At 72.4% G+C, this 19,566-nt stretch carries 12 protein-coding genes; all 12 read right to left on the bottom strand.

Annotated features, from left to right (window positions below):
• The 12 genes from ACIRJT_RS22105 to mreC all read right to left on the bottom strand — a co-directional run bounded on the left by ACIRJT_RS22105 (position 1) and on the right by mreC (position 19,495).
• On the bottom strand, positions 1-1,611 hold the full coding sequence (locus ACIRJT_RS22105) for a glycosyltransferase family 2 protein (protein ID WP_403911611.1): 1,611 nt from the start codon (positions 1,609-1,611) through the stop codon (positions 1-3).
• Positions 1,608-2,633, bottom strand: a complete 1,026-nt coding sequence (locus ACIRJT_RS22100) for a Gfo/Idh/MocA family protein (protein ID WP_403911609.1) — start codon at positions 2,631-2,633, stop codon at positions 1,608-1,610. The genes ACIRJT_RS22105 and ACIRJT_RS22100 overlap by 4 nt, the downstream gene beginning before the upstream one ends.
• Positions 2,630-3,748, bottom strand: coding sequence for a DegT/DnrJ/EryC1/StrS family aminotransferase (locus ACIRJT_RS22095; protein WP_403911608.1), 1,119 nt, complete (start codon positions 3,746-3,748; stop codon positions 2,630-2,632). The genes ACIRJT_RS22100 and ACIRJT_RS22095 overlap by 4 nt, the downstream gene beginning before the upstream one ends.
• Before the next feature lie 335 nt (positions 3,749-4,083).
• Complete coding sequence (locus ACIRJT_RS22090; protein ID WP_403911606.1) at positions 4,084-8,349, bottom strand: ribonuclease E/G; 4,266 nt, start codon at positions 8,347-8,349, stop codon at positions 4,084-4,086.
• 228 nt (positions 8,350-8,577) lie between these two features.
• Positions 8,578-9,360, bottom strand: coding sequence for a TIGR03936 family radical SAM-associated protein (locus ACIRJT_RS22085; RefSeq protein WP_382241347.1), 783 nt, complete (start codon positions 9,358-9,360; stop codon positions 8,578-8,580).
• 122 nt (positions 9,361-9,482) lie between these two features.
• A complete protein-coding gene (locus tag ACIRJT_RS22080; protein ID WP_403911604.1) occupies positions 9,483-10,685 on the bottom strand; it encodes a hypothetical protein in 1,203 nt (400 codons plus the stop codon).
• A 68-nt stretch (positions 10,686-10,753) separates the two neighbouring features.
• Positions 10,754-12,682, bottom strand: coding sequence for a TIGR03960 family B12-binding radical SAM protein (locus tag ACIRJT_RS22075; protein WP_403911602.1), 1,929 nt, complete (start codon positions 12,680-12,682; stop codon positions 10,754-10,756).
• A gap of 52 nt (positions 12,683-12,734) precedes the next feature.
• Positions 12,735-14,261 (bottom strand): CHAD domain-containing protein, encoded by a 1,527-nt coding sequence (locus ACIRJT_RS22070; protein WP_403911600.1) that lies wholly within the window; start codon positions 14,259-14,261, stop codon positions 12,735-12,737.
• Between the two features lie 30 nt (positions 14,262-14,291).
• Complete coding sequence (gene rodA / locus ACIRJT_RS22065) at positions 14,292-15,485, bottom strand: rod shape-determining protein RodA (RefSeq protein ID WP_403911598.1); 1,194 nt, start codon at positions 15,483-15,485, stop codon at positions 14,292-14,294.
• On the bottom strand, positions 15,485-17,707 hold the full coding sequence (gene mrdA, locus ACIRJT_RS22060) for a penicillin-binding protein 2 (RefSeq protein ID WP_403911596.1): 2,223 nt from the start codon (positions 17,705-17,707) through the stop codon (positions 15,485-15,487). Before mrdA ends, rodA begins: the two co-directional genes overlap by 1 nt.
• A 61-nt stretch (positions 17,708-17,768) precedes the next feature.
• On the bottom strand, positions 17,769-18,434 hold the full coding sequence (gene mreD, locus ACIRJT_RS22055) for a rod shape-determining protein MreD (RefSeq protein ID WP_403911594.1): 666 nt from the start codon (positions 18,432-18,434) through the stop codon (positions 17,769-17,771).
• 11 nt (positions 18,435-18,445) lie between these two features.
• Positions 18,446-19,495: a rod shape-determining protein MreC gene (gene mreC / locus ACIRJT_RS22050; RefSeq protein WP_403911592.1), complete on the bottom strand. Its 1,050-nt coding sequence runs from the start codon at positions 19,493-19,495 to the stop codon at positions 18,446-18,448.
• Between the last annotated feature and the right edge of the window lie 71 nt (positions 19,496-19,566).

Here is a 19,566-nt window from a genome sequence, read left to right as displayed (position 1 = left end):
TTACTTCCTCTTCGACCTGGAAAGCGTTCGGCGCAGCCGTGCGCCCACGCCGGACTTCGGTTCCCGCAGCGGGGCCGTCGTGATCACGAGCCGGCCCTTGGTGTTGGTGTTCGCCGCCACCCGGTGGGGGTCGGTGCTCCCCCAGCGCCGCGCCAGCGGCATCGGCCGCCCCTCGGTGCGGACCGGGATCTCGTACCGGGAGCCCGCCACCTCCACGTAGAGGCGGACGCCCTTCTTGGCCCGCCCGGGTGCGAGCGGGATACGGGCGGTCAGCAGGGTGCCGCCGTCCTCGGCCGCGTCGGCGGTGAGCGTGCCGCTGCGCTTCGGGCGCGGGGCGTCCTTCGGGAGCTTGCGCGCGCCGGGCTTGTCCGCGCTCTGCGGCATGGCGCCCTGGGCTAGGGCGATGACGGCCGAGGACGTGTCACCGGTGATGCCGACACGCAGCCTCACGACGCAGGACAGCTCCGTGCCGTGCTGCTCCCAGTCGGCCTTCTCCAGTCGCGTACCGGTGGAGAGGCGGCCGGCCACCGTCTCCCGCACCTCGTAGTACCGGTCGTCCAGGCCGACCGCGGCGTCCCGGAATCCGGGGTAGGACGCGAAGGCCCGGTCGCCGTCCAGCACGAACGGAGGCGCTCCGTGCTCGGTCTCCTCCGCGATGGCGCGGGTGAGCTCCTCGACGGCGCCGCTGCGGGCGAGACCGAAGCGCACCCGGCGCTTGACGCCGGTGGCGTCGCGCAGAGCGTCGGTGAAGTAGGCGTCGACCAGCGCGCCCACGCCCTCGCACACCTGGCGGCGGGTGTCGGCGTCGAGCGTGGGGAAGTCCCTCTGCAGGAGTTTGGTCAGCTCCCAGGCGAAGTGCCGCTTGAACACGGCGTCACGCCGCGGGCCGGCGGGGATCAGCGCGGCGGTGTGCTGCATGATCCGTTCGACGCAGCGGAGCCTCGCCAGATGGTCCGCCCGGTAGGTGATGTTGCTCGCGTCACCGCGCTTGACCGCGTAGTAGCAGGTGTAGTCGGAGATCACGGAGATCTTCCGGGCCCGGACGCACGCCTCGATCGTGAACGGCTGGTCGCTGCCGACCGGCATGTCCTCGGGGAAGCGGAGCCCGTGCTTCTCCACCAGTTCGCGGCGGAACAGCTTGGTGTTGGCCAGGGTGAAGGGCAGCTCGGCGTCGTCGAGCGTGACGTCGCGGTTGCCCGTGTAGAGCTTCTGGTGGACATAACGCCCGTTGGTGCCGACCATCTTGCCGACGACCACGTCGGACCCATTGGCGTCGGCGCAGGCGACCATCCGCTCCAGCGCCTCCTCGCCGAGGTGGTCGTCCGAGCCGATGAAGTAGACGAACCGGCCGGTCGCCAGGTCGAGGGCGCGGTTGCTCGGAGCGGCCGGGCCACCCGAGTTGGGCTGGTGGACGACGGTGAAGACGTCCGGGTACCGCTGCGCGAAGCGGTCGAGCTCCTTACCGCTGTCGTCGGTCGAACCGTCGTCGACCGCCACGACCTGGAGTCGCTCATGGCCGATGCTCTGACCCACCAGCGAGTTCAGGCACTCGGTGAGATACGGCATCGTGTTGTAGACGGCTACGATCACCGTGACATCGGGTGAGGTCACCTACTCGACCCCTGGTTCCGCTCCCGGTCCCCCGCGAGCAGCACCGTGGCGCCGTTGGTGGCGGACTCCAGCACGGAGGCCGCGACCTCGACCGTACGGAGCCCCTGGCGCAGCGTGCAGATGTCGGCGGGCTTGCCCTGTACGGCGTCGCGGAACAGCTCGTGCTCGACGAGCAGCGGCTCGCGCTTGGGGATGGCGTAGCGGATCATGTCGCCCTCGGAGACCCCGCGGAAGGCGCGCAGCGCCTCCCACTCGGTGGTGACCGCGGCGTTGGAGTGGAAGGTGAGGTCTGCGGTGAGGGTGTCGGCGATGAAGCAGCCGCGCTCACCGGTGACCGAGGTGAAGCGTTCCTTGAGCGGGCTCAGCCAGTTGACCAGGTGGTTGACCATCGTGCCGTCGGACAGCTGCCCCACGGCGGAGACCATGTCCTCGTGCGGGCGGCCGGACTTGGAGACGGTGTGGGCGGCGATCGAGGTGTAGGTCTGTCCGGTGACCCAGCCCGTCAGGTCGATGTCGTGGGTGGCCAGGTCCTTGACCACGCCGACGTCGGCGATCCGGTGCGGGAAGGGGCCCTGGCGGCGGGTGACGACCTGGTAGACGTCGCCCAGCTCGCCCGCCTCCAGGCGGGCGCGGAGCGAGAGCAGGGCCGGGTTGCAGCGTTCGATGTGGCCGACGCCGGCCACCAGGCCGCGCGACTCGAACGCCTCGACGAGGCGGCGGGCGCCCTCGACGGTGTCGGCGAGCGGCTTCTCGACGAGGGCGCTGACACCGGCGTCGGCGAGCTGGAGGCCGACCTCCTCGTGCAGCGCGGTCGGGCAGGCCACGACGGCGTAGTCGATGCCGAGGGCGAGGAGCTCCTCGACGGTGGACAGGACGGGAGCGCCCTGGGCCCAGCCGTTCTTGTCGCCCATCGGGTCGACGACGCCGACCAGTTCGACGCCCTCCAGGCTCGCCAGGACGCGGGCGTGGTGGCGGCCCATGGAGCCGAGGCCGACGAGTCCGGCCTTCAGTACGGCGCTCACAGGTTCTCCCCCAGCGAGTTCACGGCGGCGGCGATCCGCTCCAGGTCACCCTCGGTGAGCGAGGGGTGGACGGGCAGCGAGACGACCTCGGCGGCGGCCCGCTCGGTCTCGGGCAGGTCCCAGGTGCGGCCGGCCTTCTGGTCCGGCTCCCAGTAGGGCTTGAGCCGGTGGATCGGCGTCGGGTAGTAGACGGCGTTGCCGATGCCCGCCTCGGTGAGCTTCGCCATCGCGGCGTCCCGGTCGCCGCTGATCCGCACGGTGTACTGGTGGTAGACGTGCCGGGCGCCCTCGGCCACCGGCGGCGTGGTGACGGCCGGGGCGGTGATGCGGGCGTCGAGGTACGCGGCGTTGGCGCGGCGCTGCTCGGTCCACCCCTCCACCTTGCCGAGCTGTACGCGGCCGACGGCGGCGGACACGTCGGTCATCCGCATGTTGGCGCCGACGATCTCGTTGGCGTACCGCTGTTCCATGCCCTGGTTGCGCAGCAGGCGCAGGGTGCGGGCCAGCTCGGCGTCGGCCGTGGTGACCATGCCGCCTTCGAGGGAGTGCATGTTCTTGGTCGGGTAGAAGCTGAAGGTGCCGCCCGCGCCGAACGCGCCGACCGGGGTGCCGTTCAGCGCCGCGGCGTGGGCCTGACAGGCGTCCTCGACGACGGCGAGCTTGTGCCTGTCGGCGATGGGCATGAGCTTGTCCATCGCGGCGGGGTGGCCGTAGAGGTGCACCGGCATGATGGCGGCGGTGCGCGGCGTGATCGCGGCTTCGACCGCCGCCGGGTCGAGGCCGAAGCTGCCCGGCTCGATGTCGGCGAACACCACGTCGGCGCCGACGAGGCGGACCGCGTTCGCGGAGGCGGCGAAGGAGAAGGAGGGGACGATCACCTCGTCGCCGGGGCCGATGCCCAGGGCCAGCAGCAGCAGGTGGAGGGCCGAGGTCCCCGAGTTGACGGCGACGCAGTGCCGGTCGTCGACCAGGCGGGAGAAGCCTTCCTCGAAGGCCGCGACCTCCGGGCCCTGCACGACGCGACCGCTGCGCAGCACACGCACCGCGGCCTCGATCTCGTCTTCCCCGATGACCGGGCGGGCAGCAGGAATCGGCTGCTCGTTGATGCTCGTCATGAACGTCCTCCTTGAACACCGCAAGAGCTCGTAACCAGGCAGAGCTCCGAGGTGCGGGACGTCTCACCGAGGTCGCGCGCAAACCCCACCGGCGCGATGCCGACGCCCTGCCGAGGAATCCGGCCCGGTCGGTATCTTCGCCGGGCCTTGTCACCAACCGTAGTTTCGTGAAGAACGCTCACACGCATGGCAACCGCCGTCACATTATCAGGGATTTCTCGCCCCATTTCGGGCTCGTTAACCGACCCTTGCATCAGTTCTGAAACAAAGCAGGTGTCCCGCCCCCATGTGCTCGGAGCGGGACACCTGAAGATGAACAACCGGTTACGCATTCATCAGCCGGCCGACGACTCGCCTTCCACGGAAGGCGCGGAAGCCGTTACGGACGGCGACGACTGCTCAGCGGCGACGGTCTTCTTCGTCGTCTTCTTCGCGGCCGTCTTGGCCGTCGTCTTCTTCGCGGCGGTCTTCTTCGCGACGGTCTTCTTGGCGGCCGTCTTCTTCGCCGGGGCCTTCTTGGCCGCGGCCTTGCGGGCCGTCTTCTTCGCCGGGGCCGGCTCAGCGGATTCGGATTCCGCCGTTCCGGTGGATTCCGTGACTCCTTCGGCGACCTGGCCGTCGGATTCCGGGGCCTTCGCCTCGGGCGCCGGAGCGACCACGACGACCTCCGCGTCGTCCGACCCGGTGGGCGAGCCCGCCGGTGCGGTGACCTTGCGGGTCACCCGGCGCCGGGCGCGCGGCGGGGCGGCCGCGGGAGCCTCGGCCTCGGGGGCCTTCTCCTCGGGGGCCTTCTCCTCCGGGGCCTCGGGCGCCGGCGTGTCGACGGCGGGCGCCTCGACGACCGGGTCCTCGACCGCGACCGGGTCCGTGGCGGGCTCGGCCGGCCGGACCGGCTCCGCGGCCTCGGCCTGCTTCGGCGAACCCGCCGGGGCGGTCGCCTTACGGGTGGCCCGGCGGCGCGGGCGGCCCTGCGGCGCGGCCTCGACCGGAGCCTCGGGGGCCTCGGCGGCCTCCTCGGCAGCGACCTCGGCGGGCGTGTCGGGAACCGGCTCGGGCCGGGGCTCTGCCACGGGGGCCTCGACGGCCGGGGCGGGAGCCTCGGCCCTCGGGGCGCCGGCCGGGGCCGACGCCTTGCGGGAGGCCCGACGGCGGCCACGGCCGCGCGTGGCGGCCGCCTCCGCCTCGGCGGGGCTGCTGTAGAACTCCTCGTCGGCCGTGACCTCGGGCTCGACGGCCACCGGGGCGGCGACCTCGGCGGCCAGCTCGGCCTCGGTCTCGGCGGGCTCGGCCGCGTGCTCGTCGTGACCGTGCTCGTGGTCCAGGCCGTGCTCGTGGTCCTGGCCGGCGCCGCCGCGGCCGCGCTTCTTGGACTTCTTGCCGCCGCCACCGCCGCCGACGGACGTCGGCTGCTCCATGTGGACGATGACGCCGCGCCCGTTGCAGTGGACGCAGGTCTCGGAGAAGGACTCCAGCAGACCCTGGCCCACCCGCTTGCGGGTCATCTGGACCAGGCCCAGCGAGGTGACCTCGGCGACCTGGTGCTTGGTGCGGTCGCGGCCCAGGCACTCCAGGAGACGGCGCAGCACCAGGTCCCGGTTGGACTCCAGCACCATGTCGATGAAGTCGACGACGACGATGCCGCCGAGGTCGCGCAGCCGCAGCTGGCGCACGATCTCCTCGGCCGCCTCCAGGTTGTTCCTGGTGACGGTCTCCTCCAGGTTGCCGCCCTGGCCGGTGAACTTGCCGGTGTTGACGTCGACGACGATCATCGCCTCGGTCTTGTCGATCACCAGCGAACCGCCGCTGGGCAGGTAGACCTTGCGGTCCAGCGCCTTCATCAGCTGCTCGTCGATGCGGTACGTCGCGAAGACGTCGACCTCGGAGGTCCAGCGGGAGAGCCGCTCGGTGAGGTCGGGTGCGACGTGCGAGACATAGCCGTGGATGGTCTCCCACGCCTCGTCGCCGCTGACGATGACCTTGGAGAAGTCCTCGTTGAAGATGTCGCGGACGACCCGGACGGTCATGTCCGGCTCGCCGTAGAGCAGCGTCGGCGCGTTGGAGCCGCTGGTGCCCTTCGCCTTCTTCTGGATGTCCTCCCACTGCCCCTGGAGCCGCTCGACGTCACGGCGCAGCTCGTCCTCGCTCGCGCCCTCGGCGGCGGTGCGCACGATGACGCCCGCGTCCTCGGGGACGATCTTCTTGAGGATGGTCTTGAGGCGGGAGCGCTCGGTGTCGGGCAGCTTGCGGCTGATCCCGGTCATCGAGCCCTCGGGCACGTAGACGAGGTAGCGGCCGGGCAGCGAGACCTGGCTCGTCAGACGCGCGCCCTTGTGGCCGATCGGGTCCTTGGTCACCTGGACCAGGACGGACTGGCCGGACTTGAGCGCGGTCTCGATGCGGCGCGGCCCGTGGGCCATGCCGAGCGCCTCGAAGTTGACCTCACCGGCGTACAGGACGGCGTTGCGGCCCTTGCCGATGTCGACGAAGGCGGCCTCCATGGACGGCAGCACGTTCTGGACCTTGCCCAGGTAGACGTTGCCGACGTAGCTGGTGGCCTGCTCCTTGTTGACGTAGTGCTCGACGAGCACGTTGTCCTCGAGGACGCCGATCTGGGTGCGCTCGCCGCTCTGGCGGACGACCATCACCCGCTCGACGGCCTCGCGGCGGGCGAGGAACTCCGCCTCGGTGATGATCGGGACCCGGCGGCGGCCCTGCTCGCGCCCCTCGCGGCGGCGCTGCTTCTTGGCCTCCATACGGGTCGAGCCCTTGATGGACTGGACCTCGTCGAAACCGGTGCCCGGCTCGCGCTCCTCCTTCTTGCGGGGCTCGCGGACCTTGACGACCGTGCGCTCCGGGTCGTCGGTGGTGCCGTGGTCGGCCTCGGCGGCGGCGTCACCGCTGCGGCGACGGCGACGGCGGCGACGGCGGCTGCTGCTCGACCCGGAGGCCGAGGAGTCGTCGTCGTCCTCGTCGTTCTCGTCGGCGTCCGCGGCCTGGCCCCGGCCCCGGCCCCGGCCCCGGTCCTGCTCGTCCTCGGAGCGGGGCTCCTCGGCGCGGGACGGTGCGGGCGCGTCGTCGCCGTGCTGCTCGTCGTCCGTGTCGTTGGCCTCGCCACGACGGCGGCGACGGCCGCCACGACGGCGACGGCGCGAGGGGCGGTCGCCGTACTCGTCGGTGTCCTCGCCCTCGTGCTCGTCCGTCTCGGTCTCGGGGGCCTCGTCGGCGGGCTGCTCGGCGGGGGCCTCCACGGGAGCGGCGGGCTCGGCGGCCTGCTCGGTCGCGTCGGCCTCGCCACGACGGCGGCGACGGCGGCGCGAGCCGCCCTGCGGCGCGGCCTCGGCGGGCGGAGCGCTCTGCTCGACCTCGACGGTCTGCTGCTCCTCGACCTCGTCGGCCTCGTCGGGCGCCGAGGGGGAACCGGCCGCGGCAGCGGCGGCGGCCGCGGTCTCGGGGGTCTGGAACATCGGCTCGGCGAAGACCGGGGCCTGGAAGACGGCGACGGCGGGGCGCGTCGCGCGCCGGCCCTTGCGGGTCGGCTCGTCGGTCTTGGCGGTGAACTCGGGGCGACCGGCGGCGGCGGTGGCCCGGCGGCGCTGGCGTCCGCGCGGGGCGGCCTCCTCGACCTCCTCCACCTCGGCGGCGAGCTCCTCGGCGACGGCGGCGGGCAGGCTCTCGCCGGCCTCGACGGACTCCGCGGGGGTCTCGACGGCCGACTGCGGCGTACCGGCGGGCGCGGACGCCTTGCGGGACGCCCGGCGGCGGGCGCGCGGGGCCGGGGTCTCCTCCACGGCCCCGGCCTCGGCCGCGGGGGCCTCGGCGGCGACGGGCGCCGGCTCGGTCACCGTCGCGGCGGCGGGCCCGGCGACGCCCGGCGTACCGGCCGGGGCCGACGCACGGCGGCGGGCACGGCCGCGAGGGGCCTCGACGGGTTCCGGCTCGGCGACGGCGGGCTCGGCAACTACGGCGGGCTCGGCGACGACGGCCGGCTCGACCACGACGGCGGCCTCGGCCGCTGCCGGGGCGCCCGCGGGCGAGGTGGCCTTGCGGGAGGCGCGACGGCGGCGGGGCGCCGGGGGCTCCTCCACGACCTCGACGACGGCCTCGGCCTCTTCCTCGGGCTCGGCCTCATCGGCGGGCTCGGCCGGGGTCTCGACGACCGGGGCCACGGTCTCGGCGGCCTCCGGCGCGCCGGCCGGGGCGGTCGCCTTGCGCACCGCACGGCGGCGGGTGCGCGGCGCGGGTGCGCCGGGCTCCTCCTCGGCGGCGACGGGCGCGGGGGCCTCGGCGACCGGGGCGGGCTGGGTGTGCTCCACCGGCTCCGGGGCTCCGGCGGGCGCGGTGGCCTTACGCACGGCGCGACGGCGCGCACGGGCGGGCGGGGCGGTCTCGGCGACCGTTTCCCCGGGCGTGTCGTCCGCGGCCGGGGCGGCGGACCCGTCGGCCGGTATGGCCGGCGTGACGTCCTCGGCGGGGGCCGCGGTCGCACCGGGCGGGCCCGCCGGGCGGGAAGCGGCGCGGCGCCTGCGGCGCGGCGGCAGCTTGTCCCCGGGGGTGTTCTCTTCGTTGTTCCCGGTCGTGCCGGGTTCGTTCGGCTGAGGCATGCGGGCGGTTCTCCCGTCGTGCTCCCGGGCGCCGCGTCTGATTCCGGTCCGGCACGGTCCGCAGTGGTGCGATACCGCCGTCCGGGGCGCGGGCGCCGCACGGGAACTGATGTCTGGCTCGCCGGTTCCGTATGCGGTATGCCTACGGCCTGGCGAAAGTCTTATGGGTCAGTGCGCGGCCCGACCCAGGTGGCTCCCGAGTCGGAGGGCTGCGCTACAACGACCGCCTTACGCGGAACCTGCACCTTCCGGCGCCGTCGCGACGGCTGCCCCGGCGACCGCGGAATGTGCGGTCGGGGCGGCCTCGCGGTCGGGCGCGAGCGGGTCGGTCACCGTGCCGGACTCCTCGTCGAAGAGCCCCTGCGCCAGCCTCGTCACCGCGGCGGGGACGGGCGGCGCCAGGTCGGCCACAGCTCGGAGACCGGACAGGACGTCGTCGGGTCGCACGGCAGGTGTCACGTGCCGAACAACCAGGCGCAGTATCGCACAGGGCCGCTCGCCCGGCCTATCGGCCGGAGCGTCGACGACCCGCAGGTCGGCGACGGCGGCACGGGCGTCGAACGTCCGGATGCCGTTCTTCGCCTTGCGCTGGACCTCCACGGCCTCGGCGTCGTTGAACGCGGCCACGGCCGTGCGGACGTCCTCGGGGTCGACGCCGTCCAGGCGCATCTCCCAGACGGACGCGGTGAGTCGCTCGGCCAGGCCCGAGGTGCGGGCCTCCACCGCGTCGATGATGTCGAGGCCGTCCGGCATCGACGCGTCGAGCAGTCCGCGCAGGACCTCGGGGTCCCGCGTCTCGGTGAGGGCGATCTCCAGGAACTCCGCCTCACTGCCCGTGCCGGTGGGTGCGGCATTGGCGTAGGAGACCTTGGGGTGGGGGGTGAAGCCCGCCGAGTACGCCATCGGCACCTCGGAGCGGCGCAGTGCCCGCTCGAAGGCCCGCTGGAAGTCTCGGTGGCTGGTGAACCGGAGGCGGCCGCGCTTGGTGTAGCGCAGGCGGATGCGCTGCACTGCCGGTGCGGGCGGCGGGCCTTCGGGCTGTCGCTTGCCCAGTGGTTCTTCTCCTCGGTGCGGGGCGGGCGCGGTGGCGCGCCGCCCACGAGATTCGGGTGACCCCCGGGTGCCGCTCCGGCTCACCCCCGCCAGACGAGTTTCTCGCCGGGAAGAGGGGTCTCGGGCGCCTGCGCCGCGCTGGGGACAGTCGTTGTACTACCCAGAGTACGCGCAGGCATCCCCAGCGGTTCCCCGGACCGGGTGCCGCCCGCGCTGCCGGCCAGTGCCCGCCAGGCGTCGCGGCGGGCCCGGCGCACGGTTTCCCGGGCGGACGCGAGGGCCGCGCGGGCGGCCCGGCCCGCCTCGGCGGCGGCGCGGCGGGCCGGGGCCCACACGGAGTCGCGCAGGACGTGGCCGACCGGGGTGAACAGGGTGCGGTACGCCCAGGAGACGGGCGCCACGAGCAGCGCCATGACCAGCCGGGCGAGGGCCCGGCCGACGGCTCGGGAGACGTACCCGGCGATCCGCCGGGCGACCTCGAACGCGGCGGCGATCTCCCGGCCGACCGGGGCGAGGACGTGGCGGTACGCCCAGGAGACGGGCGCCACGAGCAGCGTCATGACCAGCCGGGCGAGGGCGATGGCCAGCCCGCGTCCGATGGCCGCGATCCCCCGCCGGAGTTGGCCGAGGACCCAGGCCGTGCCCTGCCACAGCCTGTCCAGGACCCAGGCGGTGCCGAGGCCGATGGGGGTGAGGACGGTCCCGTACAGCCACACCACCGGGAGGATCAGGCCGTAGCGGACCACCGGGACGACCACGTACCGCCACAGCGCCGCGACCGGCAGGACGAGCAGGGTGGCGAGCAGCCGGGCCAGGCCGGTTCCGAGACCGCGTGCCGCCGGGGCCGGCAGGGCGGTGCCGATCCAGCGCAGCCCGTGGCCCAGCGGGGTGAGGACGGCCCGGTACAGCCAGGCCGCCGGCGCGGCGATCCCGTAGCGGGCGACGGGGACGAGCACGTACCGCCACAGGCCGATCCAGGGCCACAGGAGGAGGGCGACGGCCAGCCAGGAGGCGGCCTTGCCGAGCGGTGTCAGGACCCAGCTGTACAGCCAGGTCAGCGGGGTCAGTACGAGGGTGTCGAGGAGCCACGCCAGGGCCCGGCCGAGCGGGCGCAGCAGGACGCGGTCGGCGGCGCGCCAGAGGGCGGTGAGCGCGTCCCCCACCATGCGGACGGGCAGGACGAGCACCACGACCACGATCCGCACCGGGACCCTGATCAGGGTGGTCGGGATGGATTCGCCGGGCTCGTAGCCCTGAGGGGCCCGGTGCTTGCCGTAGTCCATGCCCTCAAGGACGCGTCAGGCCCGGTCCGGGGTTGCCGGACCGGGCCTGCGGGTCGATCGGGGGCGCGTTACTTGTTCACGACGCTGAGCGGCAGGAGCTTCTTGCCGGTCGGGCCGATCTGGATGTCCAGGTCGAGCTGCGGGCAGACGCCGCAGTCGAAGCAGGGGGTCCAGCGGCAGTCCTCGACCTCGGTCTCGTCGAGCGCGTCCTGCCAGTCCTCCCAGAGCCAGTCCTTGTCCAGGCCGGAGTCGAGGTGGTCCCAGGGCAGGACCTCCTCGTAGGTGCGCTCGCGGGTGGTGTACCAGTCGACGTCGACCCCGAACCCGGGCAGCGTCTTGTCGGCGCAGTTCATCCAGAGGTCGTAGCTGAAGTGCTCGCGCCAGCCGTCGAAGCGGCCGCCGGACTCGTAGACCGCGCGGATGACGGAGCCGACGCGGCGGTCGCCGCGCGAGAGGAGGCCCTCGACGATGCCGGGCTTGCCGTCGTGGTAGCGGAAGCCGATGGAGCGGCCGTACTTCTTGTCGCCGCGGATCTTGTCGCGGAGCTTCTTCAGCCGGGCGTCGGTGTCCTCGGCGCTGAGCTGCGGGGCCCACTGGAAGGGCGTGTGCGGCTTGGGCACGAAGCCGCCGATGGAGACCGTGGCGCGGATGTCGTTCTGGCCGGAGACCTCGCGGCCCTTGGCGATGACGTTGACCGCCATGTCGCCGATCTGGAGGACGTCCTCGTCGGTCTCGGTGGGCAGGCCGCACATGAAGTACAGCTTCACCTGACGCCAGCCGTTGCCGTAGGCCGTGGCGACCGTCCGGATCAGGTCCTCCTCCGAGACCATCTTGTTGATGACCTTGCGCATGCGCTCGGAGCCGCCCTCGGGGGCGAAGGTGAGGCCGGAGCGGCGGCCGTTGCGGGTCAGCTCGTTGGCCAGGTCGACGTTGAACGCGTCGACGCGGGTCGAGGGCAGCGAGAGGCCGACCTTGTCCTCGGTGTAGCGGTCGGCCAGGCCCTTGGCGATGTCGCCGATCTCGCTGTGGTCGGCGGAGGAGAGCGAGAGCAGGCCGACCTCCTCGAAGCCGGTCGCCTTGAGTCCCTTCTCGACCATCTCGCCGATGCCGGTGATGCTTCGCTCCCGCACGGGGCGCGTGATCATGCCGGCCTGGCAGAAGCGGCAGCCGCGGGTGCAGCCTCGGAAGATCTCCACGGACATCCGCTCGTGCACGGTCTCCGCGAGCGGGACGAGCGGCTGCTTGGGGTAGGGCCACTCGTCGAGGTCCATCACCGTGTGCTTGGAGACCCGCCACGGCACACCGGACCGGTTGGGCACGACGCGGCCGATGCGGCCGTCGGGGAGGTACTCGACGTCGTAGAAGCGCGGGACGTAGACGCCGCCGGTCTTCGACAGCCGGAAGAGCACCTCGTCGCGGCCGCCGGGGCGGCCCTCGGCCTTCCAGGCGCGGATGATCTCGGTGATCTCCAGGACGGCCTGCTCGCCGTCGCCGACGACCGCGCAGTCGATGAAGTCCGCGATCGGCTCGGGGTTGAACGCGGCGTGGCCGCCCGCGAGGACGATCGGGTGATCGACGGTGCGGTCCTTGGACTCCAGCGGGATGCCCGCGAGGTCCAGGGCGGTGAGCATGTTGGTGTAGCCCAGCTCGGTGGAGAAGCTCAGCCCGAAGACGTCGAACGCGCCGACGGGGCGGTGGCTGTCCACGGTGAACTGCGGCACGTCGTGCTCGCGCATCAGCGCTTCGAGGTCGGGCCAGACGCTGTACGTGCGCTCGGCGAGGACGCCTTCGCGCTCGTTGAGCACCTCGTAGAGGATCATGACGCCCTGGTTGGGGAGTCCGACCTCGTAGGCGTCGGGATACATGAGGGTCCAGCGGACGTCGCAGCTGTCCCACTCCTTGACGGTGGAGTTCAGCTCACCGCCGACGTACTGGATGGGCTTCTGCACATGCGGGAGCAGAGCTTCGAGCTGTGGGAAGACCGATGCGGCAGACATCTCGCGAACCTTCGTGAGCCGGCAGGGGTGACCATCCAGCGTACCCCGGTACTCAAGGCCTCAGATCCGCGAGCGGTCCGGGGGCACTGGCGCGGGCCCAGACATCGGGCAGTTCCCGCTCCCGGGCCTCGGCGGCGGCCTCCTCCTGCCCGTACAGGAGACCCCAGGTGAACGCGGTCTCCCCCGCCGCGTGCGCCTGGATCGCGAGCGCGCGCAGCGTCTCGCGGGCGACGACGCTGTCCTGGTGGTCGCCGAGGACGCTCTGCACGGCCTTCACGCGCTTGGCGAAGCGCTTGGCGGGCTTGCCGAGCGCGGGGCGGGCCGCCTCGCCCGCGTACCGGGCACGCTTGGCGGCCTTGCGGGCCTCGTGCAGCGCCGCGTCGCGCTCCGGTCCGGGCGGCCGGCCGAAGGCGTGGCCGACGCGGGCGGCGAGGCGCTCGTAGTCCTTGAGCACCGCCCGGGGCAGTGCCTTGCCGGGCGCGCGGCCGGCGGCGGGGCGCAGGGGCGGGTCGGTGCTCAGCGCGTCGAGGGCGTCCAGCAGGTCCAGATACCGCTTTCCGTCCAGTACGTCGACGATCCTGCGGCGCGATCCGGTGCGGCGGGCGGCCGACCAGGCGCGGAGGCGGCCGCGGACCGGGCCCAGCGTCAGGGTGGCGGGCAGGGCCTCGACGCGGGAGCCGAGGCGCTCGTCCAGGACCTCCTGGTCACGGTCGAGGCCCAGCTCGGCGGCGAGCCACTTGAGCTCCGCGCCGAGGGGGTCGGTGACCTCGCGGTCGAGGATCTTGCGGTGGGTCTTGAAGGTGCTGCGCAGCCTGCGGGTGGCGACGCGCATCTTGTGCACGGAGTCGGGCAGGTCGCGGCGGACGGCGGGGTCGAGGCGGACGATCGCGGAGATCTGCTTGCGTACGTAGGCGAGGACGTGGTCGCCCGCGGTGTGCGGCGCGTCCTTCTCCCGCGCTTCCCCGTCCTGTACGGGTGTCGTCTCCGCCAGCGCCCTGGCGAGCTTCGAGGAGGACTCCGCGGGGCGCACCCCGGCCTTGCGCAGCCGCTTCTCGACGGCGTCCAGGATCGCGGGGTCGCCGTCGTCGGCCAGCTCCACCTCGATCTCGGTCCAGGTGGCGGTGGCGCCGCTGCCCTCCCCCGCGAGGCGCTCCGCGAGCACGTTGTCGACGCTGACCTCGGCGAGGAGGGTCCCGTCGGCGGCCAGCAGGTGGTGGACGTCGCGGGCGGAGAGCAGCCGGACGACGGGGGCGATCTCCGCGTGGCGGACCCGGGAGCGGAGCAGGGCCGCCAGCGAGGGCGGCACCGCGTCGGAGAGCGGCTCGTGGATCTCGTCCCGGACGCCGACGGCGACGGGGAACTTCGCGTGCCAGCCCTCGTCCGCCCCGCCGGTCCTGCGGCGCAGGGTGAGGGCGCCGGCGGCGAGGCGGAGGTCGGCGGTGTCGTAGTAGACGGCGTCGAGCTCGGTCGGGCCGCGGTGGACCGTCCGGTCGACCCCGGCCGCCCGGGTCAGGTCGGGCAGCCGGGTGTCGTCGGTGGCTTCGTACTTCCGCTCGATCTCGCGCTTGGTGTCCGCCATGTACGGACACCTACCCGGCGGGCGGCGGGTTCAGGCGGACATCGGCCGTTGCACCCTGATGGACTGCAACAGCCCGATCGCCACCCAGACGGCGAACATCGAGGATCCTCCGTAGGAGACGAAGGGCAGCGGCAGCCCGGCGACCGGCATGATGCCGAGTGTCATGCCGATGTTCTCGAAGGACTGGAAGGCGAACCAGGCGACGATCCCGGCGGCGACGACCGTGCCGTACAGCTCGGTGGTCTCGCGGGCGATCCGGCAGGCGCGCCACAGGACGACGCCCAGGAGCACGATGATCAGTCCCGCGCCGAGGAAGCCCAGCTCCTCGCCGGCGACGGTGAAGACGAAGTCGGTCTGCTGCTCGGGCACGAACTGACCGGTGGTCTGGGTGCCTTCGAAGAGCCCGGTGCCGGTGAGTCCGCCGGAGCCGATCGCGATGCGGGCCTGGTTGGTGTTGTAGCCGACGCCCGCCGGGTCGAGCGCGGGGTTGGCGAAGGCGGCGAAGCGGGCGATCTGGTAGTCGTCGAGCAGGCCGAGCTGCCAGATGGAGACGGCTCCGGCCACGCCCGCGCCGAGGAGGCCGAAGACCCAGCGGTTGGAGGCTCCGGAGGCCAGCAGGATGCCGAGGACGATGACGGCCATCACCATCACCGAGCCGAGGTCCGGCATCAGCATGACGATGGCCATGGGAATGGCCGCGAGGCCCAGCGCCTTGGCGACGGTCCGGTGGTCGGGGTGGACCTGGTCTCCCGCGTCGACGCGGGCCGCCAGCAGCATCGCCATCACGAGAATGATGGTGATCTTGGTGAACTCGGAGGGCTGGATCGAGAAGCCCGCGGGGAGCTTGATCCACGCGTGGGCGCCGTTGACCGTGGTGCCGAGCGGGGTGAGGACCGCCAGGACCAGCAGCACCGAGATGCCGTAGAGGACCGGGACGGCCCCGCGCAGCGTGCGGTGGCCGAGCCAGATCGTGCCGATCATCAGGGCGAGGCCGATGCCGGTGTTGAGGGCGTGCCTCAGGAGGAAGAAGTACGGGTCTCCCTGGGTGAGGTGGTCGCGGTTGCGGGTCGCGGACCACACGAGCAGCGCGCCGAGGAACGAGAGCGCGAGCGCGGCCCCGAGCAGCGGCCAGTCCAGCCGACGTACGAGGGAGTCGCGGGCGGTCAGCTTGGCCCAGGAGCCCTCGTCGGGGCCGTAGCGGGAGACGGAGAATCCACCTGCCATCAGGGCTGCCTCCCGTTCGACGCCGGTGATCCGGTGAGTCCGGGCTGGCCTCCGGGCGGCAGGGGCAACTGGGGTTCCTGTCCGCCCGGCTGCTCCTCGGGCGCGGCCGGGGTCGGGTCGTAGGGCTTGACCTTGGGGGCGTAGATCGAGCCGTCGGGCTGGATCTTCGGCAGCGCCTTCTGGGGCTTCGGCAGCAGGGCCTTCTTCTTGTCCTGGTTGCCCTCGGCGTCGAGGCCGTAGAGCGCGTCGTAGATCTTGCGGACGGCGGGCCCGGCGGAGCCGGAGCCGGTGCCGCCCTGGGAGATCGTCATGACGATCGTGTAGTCGTCGGTGTAGGTCGCGAACCACCCGGTGGTCTGCTTGCCGTACACCTGGGCGGTACCGGTCTTGGCGCGCATCGGGATCTTGTCCTGCGGCCAGCCGCCGAACCGCCAGGCGGCGGTGCCGCCGGGCTCGACCACCGAGCGCAGCCCCTTGTCGAGGTCCTTGACGGTCTGGGCGTCGACCGGCAGCTTGCCGCTGGCCTTGGGCTCGATCTCCCGCACGGTCTTGCCGTCGGGGCTGATCACGGCCTTGCCGACGGTGGGCTCGTGGAGGGTGCCGCCGTTGCTGATGGCGGCGTAGGCGGTGGCCATCTGGATGGGTGTGACCAGCACGTCACCCTGGCCGATCGAGTAGTTGATGCTGTCGTAGGCCTTGAGCTGATTGCCTTCGAGGCAGCTCTCGTACGCGATCTGCTGGACGTAGGTGCCGCCCTTCTTGCCCTCCTTGCACCAGGAGTCCTTGTTGGCCTCCCAGAAGTCCTGCTTCCACTGGCGGTCCGGAATGCGGCCCTTGACCTCGTTGGGCAGGTCGATGCCGGTCTCGGCGCCGAGCCCGAAGTCGCGGGCGGTGCGGTAGAACCAGTCCTTGGCATCCTTCTTCGGCTTTATGCCGCCGTCCTTCGCCCACTCCTCGTGGCCGAGGCGGTAGAAGACGGTGTTGCAGGAGTACTTGAGCGCGTCGCCGAGGGTGATGGGGCCGTGCCCCTGGGACTCGAAGTTGGCGAAGGTCTGGTTGCCGAGGCTGTAGGAGCTGCTGCACTGGTAGAGGTCGTTGAAGGCGTGGCCGCCGCGCACGGCGGCGCTGGCGGAGACCACCTTGAAGATCGAGCCGGCGGGGGCCTGGCCCTGGATGCCCCGGTTGAGCAGCGGGTAGTTGGACTTCTTGCTCGTGAGCTTGGCGTACTGCTTGCCGGAGATGCCGCCGACCCAGTCGTTGGGGTCGTAGTCGGGCTGGGAGGCCATCGACACGATGCGGCCCGTCTTCGACTCCATCACGACGACGGCGCCGGAGTCGGCCTCGTACTTACGGCCGGTGATCTTGTCGGTCTCGCCGCGGACCAGCTTCATCGCGGCGGCCAGCTCGTACTCGGCGACCGCCTGGACGCGGGCGTCGAGACTGGTGACGAGGGTGGAGCCGGAGACCGCCGGGTCGTTCTCCGCCTCGCCCATGACGCGGCCGAGGTTGTCGACCTCGTAGCGGGTGACGCCCGCCTTGCCGCGCAGTTCCTTGTCGTACGTGCGCTCCAGGCCGGAGCGGCCGACCTGGTCGGAGCGGAGGTAGGGCGACGGGCCGTCCTGCGCCTTCTGGATCTCGTCGTCGGTGACGGGCGAGAGGTAGCCGAGGACCTGCGCGGTCTTCGCCTTGCCGGGTGCGGCGTAGCGGCGTACGGCGGTGGGTTCGGCGGTGATGCCGGGGAAGTCCTCGGCGCGCTCGCGGATCTGGAGGGCCTGCTGGGTGGTGGCCTCGTCGGTGACCGGGATCGGCTGGTACGGCGATCCGTTCCAGCAGGGCTGGGGGGTCTTGGAGTCGCAGAGGCGGACCTTGTCCTGGACGTCCTTCGCCTTCATGTCCAGGACGTCGGCGAGCCGGGTGAGGACGCCGACGCCGTCGTCCTTCATCTTCAGCAGCTCGGTGCGGCTCGCGGAGACGACGAGGCGGGTCTCGTTGTCGGCGAGCGGCACGCCGCGGGCGTCGAGGATCGAGCCGCGCACGGCGGGCTGGACGACCTGCTGCACACCGTTGCCCGCGGCTTCGGCGGTGTACTCGTCGCCGTTGCGGATCTGGAGGTACCACAGGCGCCCGCCGAGGGTGAGCAGCAGCGAGAAGACGAGGACCTGGATGACGATGAGCCGGATCTGGACCCGCTGGGTCCGCCCGGTCTCGGGAATGTTGCTCACGCGGTGCCCCCGTTGGTGGTCCTGCTGGGGGTACGGGGGTCGTCCCCCGGGAAACACGGCCTCACAGTCGCTTGACCCCCTTGATCCTGCCCGCGCGGGCGGCCCGGCTACGGGCGGCCTTGACGCGCAGCCCGCCGCGCTGGTTGCCGATCCGCAGACCGGTGCCCGAGGCGAGCCAGCCGGCGGCGACGTCGTTGCCGCCGGACGAGGACTCGGCGAGCGGATCGTTCTCGGTGCGTCTGGCCAGCGCCATGATGAGCGGCACCACGAAGGGCGCCAGCAGCAGGTCGTAGATCGCGGCGGTGAACAGCAGGCTGCCCAGGCCCACATGGCGGGCGGCGGTGTCGCCGACGAGCGCGCCGACGCCCGCGTACAGCAGGGTCGAGCCGATCGCGGCGGCGACGACCACGGCCATCGGGGCGAAGGCCGACTTCAGCTGTCCGTTCTCCGGCCGGGCCAGGCCCGCGAGGTAGCCGATGACGCAGAGCACCAGGGCGTAGCGCCCGGCGGCGTGGTCGGCGGGCGGGGCGAGGTCCGCGAGGAGACCCGCGCCGAAGCCGATGAGGGAGCCGCTGACCGGCCCGTACACGAAGGCGAGCCCGAGCACGGTGAGGAGCAGCAGGTCGGGGACGGCCCCGGGGAGCTGGAGGCGGGCGAGGACGGAGACCTGGACGACGAGGGCGACGACGACCAGGACGATCGAGAGCAGAGTCCGGTTGATGCGCATGGGGATCAGCTCTACTCCTGGTCGTTGGCCGCGTTGTCGGGTAGGGCGTTGCCCTGCTGGTCGCCTGCCGCGTCACCGGCGGCGTCGCCGCCCGGCTGCTCGTTGATGTTGCCGACGACCTTGCCGGATCCGTCCACCAGGTCCCCGTTGGGCTGGACCGTGACGGTGACCGTGGGGGTCGGCTTCGGCTTCGCCTTGACGGGCTGCTTGGGCAGGACCATGTCGCGCGGGTCCTCGCGGGGCGCCTGGACGACGACGCCGACGATGTCGAGCTTGGTGAACCCGACGTACGGCTTCACGTAGACGGTCCGGGTCAGCGCGCCGCCGGAGGGGTCGACGCGGACGACCTCGCCGACCGGCACACCGGGCACGAAGGGCTTGTCCTTGCTGGAGCCGAAGGTGACCAGCCGGTCGCCGGCCTTCACCGTGGCCTTGCCGTTGAGGAACTGCACGGACAGCGGGCGCGAGCCCTGACCGGTGGCGAAGCCGAGCTCGTCGGTCTTCTCCATCCGGGTGCCGACGGTGAAGTCGGGGTCGTTGGCGAGCAGCACCGTCGCGGTGTCGGGGCCGACGGTGGTGACCCGGCCGACCAGCCCCTCCCCGTTGAGCACGGTCATGTCGCGGCGGATGCCGTCGTTGGCCCCGGCGTCGATGGTGACCGTCCAGGAGAAGCCCTGGGCCGCTCCTATGGCGATGACCTCGGCGCCCTTGATGCCGTACTGTCCGGCGCCCGCGTTCTTCAGCATGGCGTCGAGCTGGCGGACCCGGCTGTTGGTGCGGTCGTCGCTGCCGAGTCTGGCCTTCAGCGCGGCGTTCTCCTGCTCCAGCGTGGAGATCCGGTCGTGCCGGTTGCCGGAGTCCCGTACCGCGCCTATGGCGTTGCCCACCGGGTCGACCGCTGCCGCCACGCCGTTCTCGACCGGCCCGAAGACGGTGGCCGCGGCCTGCCGCGCGCCGTCGACCGGTGACTCCTCGCCGCCTCGGATATCCACCGTGATCAGGGCGAATGCGATGGCGATCAGCAGCACCAGGAGCAGCCGGCTCTCTCGTGTGTCCCTCACGTGCGGCGGCCGTGCCTTCCTCGTCGGAATGTTCGTGCCTGTGTGTACGTCACTGTGGGTGGGTACGCGTC

It is taken from the genome of Streptomyces sp. NPDC102283 (assembly GCF_044766265.1).
GTDB lineage: Bacteria > Actinomycetota > Actinomycetes > Streptomycetales > Streptomycetaceae > Streptomyces.
This window is presented reverse-complemented; position numbering and strand designations above follow the sequence as displayed.

Excerpts from the sequence above, each read along its gene's own strand:
- ACIRJT_RS22080 (WP_403911604.1), bottom strand. The coding sequence starts at position 10,685 with ATGGACTACGGCAAGCACCGGGCCCCTCAGGGCTACGAGCCCGGCGAA.
- ACIRJT_RS22090 (WP_403911606.1), bottom strand. The coding sequence starts at position 8,349 with ATGCCTCAGCCGAACGAACCCGGCACGACCGGGAACAACGAAGAGAAC.
- ACIRJT_RS22070 (WP_403911600.1), bottom strand. The coding sequence starts at position 14,261 with ATGGCGGACACCAAGCGCGAGATCGAGCGGAAGTACGAAGCCACCGAC.
- mreD (WP_403911594.1), bottom strand. The coding sequence starts at position 18,434 with ATGCGCATCAACCGGACTCTGCTCTCGATCGTCCTGGTCGTCGTCGCC.
- ACIRJT_RS22075 (WP_403911602.1), bottom strand. The coding sequence starts at position 12,682 with ATGTCTGCCGCATCGGTCTTCCCACAGCTCGAAGCTCTGCTCCCGCAT.
- ACIRJT_RS22095 (WP_403911608.1), bottom strand. The coding sequence starts at position 3,748 with ATGACGAGCATCAACGAGCAGCCGATTCCTGCTGCCCGCCCGGTCATC.
- rodA (WP_403911598.1), bottom strand. The coding sequence starts at position 15,485 with ATGGCAGGTGGATTCTCCGTCTCCCGCTACGGCCCCGACGAGGGCTCC.